Annotated in this window: 8 protein-coding genes and 1 pseudogene; 4 read left to right on the top strand and 5 right to left on the bottom strand. The window is 70.4% G+C overall.

Going from position 1 to position 12,147, the window contains the following annotated elements; genetic code table 11:
- Positions 1-289: 289 nt before the first annotated feature.
- On the bottom strand, positions 290-1,054 hold the full coding sequence (locus ABZ117_RS19465) for a hypothetical protein (RefSeq protein ID WP_356822560.1): 765 nt from the start codon (positions 1,052-1,054) through the stop codon (positions 290-292).
- 20 nt (positions 1,055-1,074) lie between these two features.
- Positions 1,075-2,412, bottom strand: a complete 1,338-nt coding sequence (gene eccE / locus ABZ117_RS19460) for a type VII secretion protein EccE (RefSeq protein ID WP_356822323.1) — start codon at positions 2,410-2,412, stop codon at positions 1,075-1,077.
- A 197-nt stretch (positions 2,413-2,609) separates the two neighbouring features.
- On the opposite strand from eccE, the gene eccB reads away from it, so the two are divergent.
- The gene (gene eccB, locus ABZ117_RS19455; protein WP_356822321.1) at positions 2,610-4,139 is read left to right on the top strand and encodes a type VII secretion protein EccB; all 1,530 of its coding nucleotides are present in this window, start codon (positions 2,610-2,612) and stop codon (positions 4,137-4,139) included.
- An 11-nt stretch (positions 4,140-4,150) separates the two neighbouring features.
- On the top strand, positions 4,151-5,392 hold the full coding sequence (mycP, locus tag ABZ117_RS19450; RefSeq protein ID WP_356822320.1) for a type VII secretion-associated serine protease mycosin: 1,242 nt from the start codon (positions 4,151-4,153) through the stop codon (positions 5,390-5,392).
- A gap of 374 nt (positions 5,393-5,766) precedes the next feature.
- Here mycP and ABZ117_RS19445 read toward each other — a convergent pair whose 3' ends face one another.
- The 3 genes and pseudogenes from ABZ117_RS19445 to ABZ117_RS19435 all read right to left on the bottom strand — a co-directional run.
- Positions 5,767-6,390 carry a hypothetical protein gene (locus ABZ117_RS19445; protein ID WP_356822318.1) on the bottom strand — a complete coding sequence of 208 codons (624 nt, stop codon included), beginning with the start codon at positions 6,388-6,390 and terminating at the stop codon, positions 5,767-5,769.
- Between the two features lie 4 nt (positions 6,391-6,394).
- On the bottom strand, positions 6,395-8,722 hold the full coding sequence (locus ABZ117_RS19440) for a DUF6571 family protein (protein ID WP_356822317.1): 2,328 nt from the start codon (positions 8,720-8,722) through the stop codon (positions 6,395-6,397).
- A 124-nt stretch (positions 8,723-8,846) separates the two neighbouring features.
- A pseudogene (locus tag ABZ117_RS19435) lies at positions 8,847-9,347 on the bottom strand (hypothetical protein); the annotation flags it as partial.
- Positions 9,348-9,748: 401 nt separating this feature from the next.
- Here ABZ117_RS19435 and ABZ117_RS19430 point away from each other — a divergent pair.
- Both ABZ117_RS19430 and ABZ117_RS19425 read left to right on the top strand, forming a co-directional pair.
- The gene (locus ABZ117_RS19430; protein ID WP_356822315.1) at positions 9,749-10,180 is read left to right on the top strand and encodes a hypothetical protein; all 432 of its coding nucleotides are present in this window, start codon (positions 9,749-9,751) and stop codon (positions 10,178-10,180) included.
- Positions 10,180-11,991, top strand: coding sequence for a hypothetical protein (locus tag ABZ117_RS19425; RefSeq protein WP_356822314.1), 1,812 nt, complete (start codon positions 10,180-10,182; stop codon positions 11,989-11,991). The genes ABZ117_RS19430 and ABZ117_RS19425 overlap by 1 nt, the downstream gene beginning before the upstream one ends.
- The last annotated feature ends 156 nt before the right edge of the window (positions 11,992-12,147 follow it).

Here is a 12,147-nt window from a genome sequence, read left to right as displayed (position 1 = left end):
GTGTGGTCGAGCACCCTCATGCCGTGCCGGGGCGACCATGTCGTGTCGTACCGAGTCGTCCGTCGTCGTTCGGGGCGGTCCGGTGCACCGGCCCTCCCCCCGGGACACCGACGCCCGGTCCACGGGTCCTGCCATCGCGCCCGCTCCCAGCCTAATCACCAGGAGCGGCCCCTCGGCAGGCCCGCCCGTCCCTCGGCACCCGCCCACCAGGTCACGCACGCCCGCAGACGCCCCGTGCGTCCCTCGTGGACCCGTCGAGACCGCGAACAAAAGCGGCGGAAAGGGGCGTTCAGTCCATCCGTCGGGGTGTGCCCAACAATCCGGTCTCGGCGTCGGTGGGTTGCGTCAGCACGTACTGCCGGTCGCGGTCGGTGCACCACAGGGTGACGCCGTCGGGCAGCGCGGGCAGCGACTCGATCTCGGTGCGTGACAGGCCCATCGTGCGCCCCAGTTCGGCCGCCTCGTCCGGCGAGACCCGCTGGATGCCGGCGAGCCGGGCCTGCCGGAGCAGCCGGGGCGCGACCGGGCTGAGGTACGGCAGCAGCGTCAGCACCGACTGCCAGGGCCCGGACACCACCCGGCCGCGCGGGGGCCGCATACCGCAGTCCCGGACCACCAGCACGGGTGTACCGGCGGAGGCGCCCTGCGGCGGCACCCGCCCGACGTCGTACACGGACAGGCCGTTCTGTCCGCCGCCCATGGCGTGCACCATCTGCATCCAGGCCTGTGGCCGGCCGGTCTCCACGGCGACCCGGGCGCCGGTGGCGGCCGAGCGCAGCGCCAGGACCTGCGCGGTCCACAGGCCACCGATCAGGACGACGTCGTACGGCGTGGGCCGGTTGATGCCGAGGACGGCCGGCTGGCCCTCGGCGTCGACACCGGCCACCACTCCGTCGTCCCCGATGGGCAGGGCGAGCGCGTCCAGCTGCTGCGCGGGCAGCCCGTGCCGGCCGTGCCGGGGGCCGATCAGGCCGAGCCCGTGCCGCAGCCGCTCGACGGTCCGCCGTGGCCCGGACGGCTCACTCGCCTCCCGCGCGGGCGTACCCGGCGTCATGGGGGCCGTCGGAATCGTCGTCACCGCGCACCTCCGAGGGGCAGAGTGGCCAGCATGCCGGGCAGTTGCTCACGGTCGAGGCGGGCCAGGCCGGCCCCTGCCTGCCGGGCCGCGTCCTCCAGGGCGCGGCGCGCCGCGACGAGTTCGTCGTCGCTGCGCCCGGTCACCCGCAGATGCCCGCACAGCGACACCTCCTGCCGCTCCCCGCGCGCGAGGGTGAGGCTGAAGGTGGTCGCCAGGGCCGGTATCGCGGTGACCCGGGCGACGAACTGCGGGAGCGACTCGCCTCCGGCGCCGCCCAGTTGGGGCCAGCGCCGGACCCAGTACGTGGTGTGCCGCCGGTTGTCGCAGCGCCAGCTGCGCCCGGACTCCTCCGTGCGCCGCTCCCGGGTCTCGCCGCGCCCCGCCTCCGCGGTCACCAGGGGATTGGCGCAGGCGGAGGTGGCGAGGGCGGCGACCAGCTCCTCCTCGTCCAGCACGCGCGCCCGGAACCCGGCGCCGGTCAGCCGGCTCGCCAGATGGTCCGCGGTCCGTACGGCGCACTTCTGCGCCCCCGTCAGTCCGCCGCCGCGCGCGGCCACGGCCTCCGCGCACAGCTCGGGGTCGAGCTTCAGCGCGATCCAGGTGATGCGGACGGCCGGGGCGCCGGTCTGCTCCTGGAGCGGCAGGTAGTTGGCGACGGCCACGGACTGCTGGGGCAGGTGCAGCGCGGGCGCCGGCTGGGTGTGCAGCACGATCTGCGCCGACTCCAGGCGGATCCCGTCCACCTCCAGCGCGTCCCGCACCAGCCCCAGGGGCAGCGGCTGCCGGCTCCGCTCGGCCCGCAGCGCGGTCGCGTCGGCCTCCACCTGGAGCACGGCCGTGACGAACGTCCCGTCCCCGACGAGACCGGCCGGCCGCCGGTCACGCGCGCCGTAGGAGTACGTGCGCAGGGCCGGCTCGCACTCCACCGCCGGGACCAGCCCGGGCTCCGTACCCGGCGGTATCGGGGTGTTCGCGGCCCGCTTCTGCCGTGCCCGCAGCTCCCGAGCCGTGGCCAGCCACTCGGGCAGGGAGCGGCCGCGCCGCCGTACGAACGCCAGCAGGAGCAGTGCCAGGGCGATCACCGCGGCCGGCACCAGGGCCGCCATCCCGACGGCCCAGCCGACGAGCAGCACGGCCGCCGCCAGCTCCACCAGCAGGAGCCGTTGCAAACGGAACGAGCCGGCCCGGCCCGGCCGCTGCCGGAGGCCGGGCGTGACCTGCTGCCGCTGCGTGCCGCTCCGGGCGGGCGTCTCGTGCGCCGGCGTCCCGGACCCGGCCGCGCGGCCCCGTGCCGCCGACCGGCCGCGTGTTCGCGTCCGCGCTCCGGAAGCCATCACTCCATCCCCCCGATTTGCTCACAACTCGCTGGAACCAGGCCACTGAACAAGGCCCTTGAGGGCCCAGGTACCCTACCCGCTCCACGAGACCCGCTCCGTACCAGGCATAGTAGGGGCCGGGTCCGACAACGGAGGGCGGGGGAACGTGGTCCCCGGGCACGCTCCGGGTGAGACACGGGGAGAAACGGGCACAGATGGCATCTCGGCGGGACCAACTCAACGCCTACACCTTCGCGAAGCGCCGCATGCTCGCGTCGTTCGTGCAGTCGTCACCGGATGCCTCGGACGAGGGAGCGCCCCGGCCGCTGCGCGCCGTCCTGCCCGGCGCGATCGTCGGTGTCGTCGTCCTCGCGGCCTTCGGTGCCTGGGGCATGTTCAAGCCGACCGCTCCACAGGGCTGGAACGACCCGGGCCAGAAGGTGATCATCGCCAGCAAGTCCACCACCCGCTACGTGGTGCTGAAGACCAAGGGCAAGACCCAGCTCCACCCGGTGCTCAACATGGCCTCCGCCAGGCTCGTCCTCGACACCCAGAACAACGTCGACGTCGTCACCGTCGACGAGTCGATCCTCGACAACGGCAAGGTTCCGCACGGCGTCACCATCGGCATCCCCTACGCCCCCGACCGGCTGCCCTCCAGCACGGAGGCCGGCGCGGCCAAGCAGTGGGCCGTCTGCGAACGCCCGAGCGGCAGCGGCAACTCCCTCCAGCGGGCCGCGTTCGTCCTCGCCCCGCGCGACCAGGACAAGCTCGCCGACCCCCGGGAGAAACTGCGCGGCGGCGAACTCCTCTACGTCGCCACCCCGGACAAGAAGCAGTACGTGATCGACGCGCACGGCCGGGCCTACCCGGTGGACGCCGGCGACAGCCTGCTCCTCCAGACCCTCGTGGGCACCGACCGCACACCGCAGCAGGTGACCAGGGAGTGGATCGCGACGCTGCACGAGGGCGACCCGATCCGCTTCCCGACGATCGACGGCGTCCCCGGCTCCCCGGCCAAGGCCCCCGGCCAGCTGGACGAGCAGGCCAACCGCGTCGGCATGGTGCTCCGGGCGCCGGTCAACGGCCAGGAGCAGTACTTCGTCGTCCTCCCCGGCCGGGTCGCCCCCGTCTCCTACTTCGTCAGCCAGCTCCTGCTGGTCAGCAAGGACCTCGTGCGGCTCGGCCAGGCCGGACACCCCCTGGAGGTCAGCGCGGGCGCCATCACCCGTGGCGCACCGTTCGCCGCCCGCTACACGTGGCCCACCGAGAAACCCAGCGCGGTCAACGACGCCTCCACCGCCGACGGCAGCCGCAACACCGTCTGCAACGTCCTCGGCCACGTCGACCCCCACAACGGCGCCACGACCCTGAGCACCTGGGCCGGCACCGACTTCCCGGCCGTCCTGCCCACCGGCTCCTCCAGCGCCTACGTCACCGCCGGCTCCGGCCAGCTCTACCGCCAGTTCCAGGGGACGAAGACGACGGTCGGCGGCGTGTTCCTGGTCACCGACACCGGTCTGCGCTACGCCCTCCAGTCCAACGACGACAGCGCCGGCGCCGACAAGGGCATCGGCATGTCGGCCAGGCTGCGCAAGCAGCTCCAGGGGGAGGCGAAGCTGGCGCAGACCCGCCTCGGCTACGCCGATGTGAGCCCCGCGCCGATCCCCGCGGCCTGGTCGGAGTTCCTGCCGACCGGCCCCCGCCTGTCGACCGCGGCGGCCCGCCAGCCGCAGGGCTCCTGAGGGGTACGGCGATGACGCGGACGCTCCCGACCCGTACGGCCCTCGCGACGACCGCGGCACTGGCCGTCACCCTGCTGACGGCACCGGCCGCGGCGGCCGACCCCGACTTCGGCCAGTGCACGTTCTCCAGGACCAACCACAGGTACACGGGCACGCCCTGGGCGCTCCAGCGCGTCAACCTCGACGAGCTGTGGAGCCGGTCCAAGGGCAGCAACACCAGGGTCGCCGTCATCGACACGGGCGTCGACACGGCCAACCCGCAGCTCACCCACGCCGTCGACGCCTCCCTGGGCGCCAACTTCCTGCCACCTAAGGACAAGAAGGGCCAGCCCCTCGACCGCGGCAACGCCAAGGGCACGACCGACACGGTCGGCCACGGCACACGCGTCGCGGGCATCATCGCGGCCCGCCCCATGAAGGGCACGGGCTTCGTCGGCCTCGCCCCCGAGGCCACGATCATCCCGATCAAGCAGAACGACGCGGAAGGCCACGGCACGGCCGCCACTCTCGCCACGGCCATCCGGCACGCGATCAAGGAGAAGGCCGACGTCATCAACATCTCCCAGGACACGGCCGACGCCGCCGTCCCCGACGAGGACCTGCACCGGGCGGTGAACGAGGCACTGGCGGCCAGGATCGTCGTGGTCGCCTCCGCCGGCAACGGCGGCCTCGGCGGCAACTCGAAGAAGACGTACCCCGCCTCCTACGACGGCGTCCTCGCCGTCGCCGCCTCCGACCGCAACAACGAACGCGCGGCCTTCTCCCAGTCCGGAGACTTCGTCGGAGTCGCCGCCCCGGGCGTCGACATGATCTCCACGGTCCCCAAGGGCGGCCACTGCACCGACAACGGCACCAGCTTCTCCGCCCCGTACGTCGCCGGCGTCGCCGCGCTGATCAAGGCGAAGCACCGCACGTGGACGGCGCGTGAGGTCGTGGCCCAGATCGAGCAGACGGCGGAACGCTCCATCACCGGCCACGACCGGCTGGTCGGCTGGGGCGTGGTGGACCCCGTCCGCGCGCTGACGGAGGACGATCACCCGATCGAGACCCCTCACTCCGACGCGGGCCTCACCCATGCGCAGGCCCCGACCCCCGCCCGGCTCACCCTCGGCGAAACCCCCCAGGAACGCACCGCCCGCATCGCCACGTACGTGGCCGTCGGCGTGGCGGTCCTGGTGGCGGGCCTGAGCGGCGGAGCGGTGGCCTTGCGAGACGCGCGCAGGAGACGCCGGGGGCTTCTGCGCCGAGGATGACCTCGTACGCGGGAGAGGCGGCGCGGCATGTCGCGTCGGTTCTGGCCGACCCTGCGGTGACAGCGGACCGCGTGGTGGCCCAGGACGGTAGAACGTACGCGCCGAACCCGGCCGGGGTTCAGGACGCGGTCTTGCACGGACGCTGTTTCTTCAGTGGGACCGTGTAACCGCGAACGAGCTTCTCCATGGCAGCCTCGTCGTGGCGCGCGGGCTTCAGCACCTTGACGAGCGTGCTGATCGCCCTCGGGACAACTCGTCAGGGTGAACAGGAGAACAGAGACCGCGATGGCTTCCCCAGGAGGCCCTGGCAAGGGCCGGCAATCGTCTTCCTGGCATTCTCGTCATCGCCGAGGGCCAGGAGGAGGCGCACCGGCTCAGTGCGTCAGCTCGGGCGGTGCGTCGCAGTTCGCCTTCCGGTGGGCGGCCAGTGCGGCGTTCCGGGCGAGGGTGATCAGCCCGTCCCGCAGTTGACCGCTGTCAGCGCTGCCGGGCTGTACGAGGTGTACGACCACGCTCAGATGTTGGCCGACACCGCGGGCGACACAGGGGAAGTAGATGGCGGCGACCTTGTCCGATGCGACTGCCTTGTCGCCGGCACCGAACGGCTTCACCGTGCCGGCCGGCACATTGTTCTTGATCACGTCCTCCACCCACTCATCGGCCTTGCCGTACTGCGCCATCTCGGCCGTCGCCGCGACGAGTTGCTTCCCGTCGCCGTCGACGAAACAGGACGCGGAGTAGCTCGAGTCCATGTCGTCGAGACGAGGGTCGGTCACGGCGCCGTCGAACGCGTAGGACGACTTGTCGGGCAGAACGCGCTTCAACGCGGTGGCGCTGCTGGACGAGCGGCCCAGCACCCCGCACACCTCGGACGCCTTGATGTCGCCCCCCTCGTCCCCGAAGGGCGGCAGCCCCAGTGCGTAGAGGACACCCAGGACCAGGCAGAGCAGCAGCGCCGCTCCCCCCGCGAGCAGGGACTTGGTACGAGTGGATGCCAATGTCTCAGTCTTCCGTGTCGAGTTGCCTGGGGATGCCCTCCCCGTCGAGGTACTTGTGCACCTTCGTCCCGGCTGTGTTGAAACCGTCCTCCGCGGCTGTGGCCACCGAAGCCTCGATCAGCGGGTAGCGGTGCCCGGAGTTCTCCCCCGCCTTCTGGGCGGCGAGCTCCACCAGCTTGTAGGTGGAGTCGGACGTCTCCTCGAAGCTCTCCCCGTTGCGGTAGATGATCTCTCCGGAGCTGTCCTTCATGGCTCCTTCAGTGATCTTCCCGATGATTTCGTCGGCCGCCGTACCGGCCACGTCACCGATGATGGCACCGCCGGGACCGGTCATCGGCTCCGTCGCCATGCCGATGCCGATGCCGATGGCCGTGCCGCCCCAGCTTCCGGCCCTCTCGATCGCGGCGTTGTAGTCGGCGTCCTTCGCGCCACCCTCCAGTTCGGCCTGGTAGGCGCGGCCGGCACCGATGATGCCCTCGATCTCGCCCGCTTTCCGGGCGATCTGTTCGGTTCCCTGCTTCAGGTTGTCGGCCTCCGAGAACGCAGGATCCCTTACGTAGGCCCCCGGGTGCTCGAAGTGATGCCGCATCAGCTGCGTCGTGTAACTGTGCTGGCCGAGGTTCACCGCGGCGTAGCCTTCGGGGTTCTGGCCGACCGTGTACAGGAACCGAGTGATGTCCCGCTCGTTGAGCTTGGCCGCCGTGCCCGCCACGGGGAACAGGGTCTTCTCGCTGGCGTCGCCCGCGTGCAGTTCCCGGTGGATGTCGGGCATGTACTCGGCGGCGATCTGGCCCATGCTGTCCGACATGTAGCCGCGGCCGGTCAGCCGCTTCGGGTCCTCCGACACCGACTGGAAGATGTCCTCCACGAGCTTCGCCTGCCCCGCACTGTGGGGAGGGGTGTCCACCGTGGGCATCTCGCCAGCCGGATGTCCCGTCGTGGCGGCCTCCAGGGCCAGCGCAAGGTTGTTCTGGCCCGTGACGATCTCGTCGCCGTGGAGGTCCGCCTCCTTGGGCCACTCCCGCTCCTCGAACAGGTACTGGAAGTTCGACAACGACACCTTGCCCTTCTTGCCGTTGCCGTCCGTGTCCCGCTCGAAGGGGTTGTCCGGGTCGTCCTTGGAGACGTACTGCTGGTTGAGGAAATCGGTGGCCGCGTCAGGGCTGTTGGACAGACCCTTGAGATAGCCGGTGAGCGGATCGTTGCCGCTGTCGTCGCCGATCCGGTTCAGCCAGGCACTCCCGCCCATGCGCTGCCATATCGGGTTCCCGTGTGCGCCGTTACCGGTCATCTTCCGCTCGGTGACCATCAGCCGGGTTCCGTAGTCCTTCAGGAACTGGTCGTCATAATCACCGGTCCGCATGAGGTTGCTCATGACCTGGAAGCCCATGGGGCCACCCCGGTCGCCGTAGAGCGGTTTGTCACCGATGTCGATCATGTTGCGCTGCCACTCGGTCATGCTCGCGGAATCGCTCTGTGTGGCGTGGGCCAGCGTGAGCCCCAGGTTGCGCTGAAGGTCGTCGAACTGGTCGAGGCGCTTGTGCCCCAGCTCGTAGTTGCCCCGGTTGGGATCGCTGATCCCGGTCCAGAACTCCAGGGTCTTCTGCGGCCCGAGGCCGGTGGTGAAGCGCTCGGCGAACAGCGGGTCGTTCGCGTACTTCTTCAGCCCCGCGTTGATCCGGTCGAAGTCCTCCACGGACAGGTCGTCCGGATTCTTTTTGGCGAGCTTCGCCAGCTCGTCGGCTTCCTTGACGGCATCCGCCGCGGTGTCCCGGTCCTTGTAGGCGGCGTCGGAGAAGCCCGTCGTGCTCTGGTCGACGATCGCCGTGAGGACGTCCCTGGCCGTGTTGTCGCTCTCGGTGGCCTTGCCGAGGATGCCCTGGATCTCGTCGCGGAAGGCGTCGACGTCCTTCTGGTTCGTCGCGCCCGTGTTGCCGCTGGGGTCGGAGTTCCAGTCGGGCCGGGTGTTGCCCGTGACCGTGAACGTGCCGTTGCCGGTGTCGACGACGGTCAGGTGCTTGTCGTGTGCGCGGGAGACGGCGCCCGTCAGCTGCTGGTGATACGTCTTCAGCTCGTCCCGGGTGTCGCGCAGGATGTTGTGGATGGTGGTGGCCTGCGTGTGGGCGTCGCCGAACTCACCGGCGGTCTTGCCGATGAACTCCCTGGAGACCTGTGCGTTCACGCCGGCCCAGTCGGCCGTGAGGGCAGCCTTGTGCAGGTCGTCCTCGGCGTCCTTCTTCAGGTCGGCCAGGTGCTTGACGAGCGTCGACCAGTCGGTGACGGCGTCGTCGAGCAGCTTGAAGTTGGCGTGGAACAGCGCGTTGAAATCCATACGGGTGTCGTCCTTCGGGGTAGCGGTGGCAGCCGGTGCGGAGGCAGGTCTCGTCGCGCTCTCCCGGCGCCGCTACTCCTTCTGCTCGCTCTTGTCCTTCTCCCCGTAGATGGAGTTCTTCTTTCTTGTCCTTCTCCCCGTAGATGGAGTTCTTCTTTCCCGGCGCCCCGACCCGCTCGTCGAACCCGGCGTCCAGCGTGTCGATGCTGCTCATCTGCCGCTGGATGTAGTGCTCGTCGTTCGCGTGCACGGCCTTGGTGGTCTGCATGTGGTTGGAGATCTGGGCGCAGGCGTCCATCAGCGACTTCAGCTGCTCCTCCCAGCGGGTCGAGACGTGCTGGAGTCCGGCGCCGAGGGCGAAGCCCTGCTGGGAGAGGTCGCCGGCCGCGGAGTCGCTGCTGGGCGAGGCCACGCGGGCCTTGTCCCAGAGCTGGTTGTAGAGGTGGTGGGCGGCGCTGCCGATCTTCTCCAGATCCTCGTGCCCCACCTTGAGGTCACCGGTCTTGCCGGGGAGGACGTACGGGCCGTACGTGCCGCCGCCCCCGTCGACATGGTTGAGCTGCATGTGCGCCGACTGCCCCTCGGCGGCCCGCGTCTTGAGCTGCTCCCACTCGTCCCACGCCATGGACAGGCCCTTTCCCCCGTGACTACGTCGCTGCGGGTCAAGCTAGCAACCGCTGTCGGGGAAAATTAATGCCATGTCCGCTATGCGGGATCTGTCAGGCGTGAAAATTCGGCGGAGGTGCGCCGGCGCACCGTCCAGCGTGTCCCTGTGAAGCTTCTGCGGAGATGACCGTCCCCATCTGTCGTTATTGACCGCCTTGTCGGTCTCCGGCGATCACGCCCCGACCACTTCGGGACGCCTTCGCAACTGAACCGTCGCAGAGTTCAGTTGGCCGCGATTTACACAATGACTACAGTGGTCAGCGATAGATCGGGGGCGCGACTCTGTCCCCTCGGCCTGTCCAGTTCTACCAACGGGGAAACGGGGAAGGGGTCGCGGTGGGCGACGGTGGCGGCTCGGGCATGAGGCGCGGCATCGATGCGCTGTCGAAGTTCAAGAGGAAAGTGGACGACGCGCTCAAAGCCTTCGAGGGGGCTCCGGGCAGTCCGTCCAGGCTCGCGGAGCACACGCTGAGCCCCAGCTCCTTCAGCGGCTCGAACATCCCCTTCCACGAGGCGACCGAGCTGCACGGCAGGTACGAGCAGGTGCATGAGCGTCTCACCTCGCTGTCGAAGAACCTCAGCATGCAGATCGAGGCGCTGACGCTGGCGGCCCACGCGGCCGACGTCACGTACGACGGTACGGAGGACGAGGTCCGGCGCCGGTTCTGGGAGATCCGCGCGCACCTCGAAGCGGAACACCGCAAGGCGCAGCCCGAGGAGAAGCACACCCAGGAGAAGCCCGCCGGGGCTGAGCACAGCGGCGGGAACAAGTCCGCGGGGGGCAAGTTCTGATGAGCGACAACTGGCAGCAGAAGCCGGAGTACAAGAACGACGTCCAGCAGGCCAACGAGCAGGTCGGCGCGGTCAACACGCTCAGCCGGTTCCAGAACGCGTTCAAGGGCACGCCGATCGGAGCGGTGCTGTCCCTCGGCAGGACCGACTTCGAGGACCACGACCTCAACGCGATGATCGATCTGGTCCACCACTCCAACCCCGAGCACCTGGAGACGGCCAGCAAGGCCCTGTGGGATGCCCGTACAGCCATCCACGACGCGGCGACGGACCTGGAGACCCACCTCCGTGGCGTCGACTGGCAGGGCGAGGGCGCGGACGCCTTCCACAAGTGGACCTCGGGCCTCATCGACTGGACCAAGGGACTTGCGACCTTCGCCGACGCCGCCGCGACCGAGATCTCGGCCGCCGCCACGGGGCTGGCCTCCGTACGCAAGTCCATGCCGCCCCGCGACACCCGGCCCGCGAGCGAGCAGAAGCGCCCCACGCAGCTGCCCAAGACCAAGCAGGTCGACGGCAACCCCGACTACGCCGCCGCGCTCGCCGTGGAGAAGAACCGCCAAGAGGCGATCAACCAGGTGAACCGGCTGGCGTCGTTCTACGCGGTGTCCGCGACCGCGCTGGGGACGGCTATGGCGAGCGACCCTAAGCCGTACAGTCCGATTCCGGATGTGGGTGTGCCAAAGCCGTCACGACATGCGACGAGCTTGATGCCGAACGGCTCGGAATCGGCCTCGTCCCGCCCTGTCACCGTCCGGCGAAGTGTGGCGGCAAACCACGGAAGCGCGGTGGAAGGCCACCACGCTACGGCTACCGTTCACGGCACGCCCACCGTGCACGAAACCGAGGTCGGCGGCCACGTACCGCCGCTCAAAGAAGTTCCCGAGCCCACTGCACCCTCCGGGCACGATGTCGGCACGGAGATCAACACCACGACGACGCTGCCTCCGCAGACGCCCGCCACGCCGCCCAGTTCCCCGGCGCCTACTCTGCCGACAACCGCTGGGGGCGGTGGGCAGCTGCCGCTGCCTCCGGGGCCGATGGGGCCTCCCGTAGCGCCCACCTCCGGCCGTACCCCTGGCTACGGGCCGACCAGCCGGTTCCCGGTCTCCGCGCAGGGACGCACCGGCCCTTCGGGTGCCGGAAGCGGTCGAGTACCGCAGGGACCCGCGGGGCAGACGGGACGTTCCGTCGCGGGCGGCCGAGCCCCGCAGGGCCGCATGGGACAGGCGGCTCGTGCCGTGGGTCGTACGACTCCGACGGGTCAGCCGGGTGCACGAGGGGCCGCTCAGTCCGGGCGGGCACCGATGGGGCGCGGCGTCACCGGCGGAACGCCGAGGCCGGCCACCCCGCCTGGCGGGCGGTCCGGAACGGCCGGTCCCACCGGTGCGGCACGCAACGGTGTCGTAGGCGGCAAGCCGGTCACGGGCCGTACGTCCGGTGGGACGGCCAACCCTCGTGTGCCGCGCGGTACGGTCGTCGGCGCCGACGAACCGGTCACCAATAAGCCCTCGAAGGGCGCTCTCGGTCAGCGAGGGGTCGTCGGTACCCCCGCGGCGAAGACGGAACCCGGCGCCAGCCAGGCGGTGCTGCGCTCGGCGGGCAACCCGGAGGGTGCGATCGGCGCGCCCCGCAATACTGCGGGAGCCCCGCTCAAGGGCTCCGAGGCCGGTGCCAAGGGGCTCGGTCGTGGAGCGGTGGGCGGCCCCCAGGGCGCGGGCGACAAGCCCGGTCGTACTGGTGCGCCCGCCGAGAAGGAAGAGCACCGCTCGTCGCGGCAGCGGCGTGATGTGCCACAGACGAGCGACTGAACACGAGCGAGGACGTAGACAGGCATGAAGCCAGGGACCGGCCGACGTGGCATGGGGATCGCCCTGCTGACGAGGCGTAACGCGATACGGCTGTCTGCCGTGTGCTCCGTACTGGGCACGCTGGTCATCACGTCGGCAGGGCTGGCCCCCGGAGCC

It is taken from the genome of Streptomyces sp. NPDC006309, assembly GCF_040613095.1.
Classification (GTDB): domain Bacteria; phylum Actinomycetota; class Actinomycetes; order Streptomycetales; family Streptomycetaceae; genus Streptomyces.
Note: the sequence above shows the minus strand (reverse complement) of the source record. Positions and strands in the feature narration are given on the sequence as shown.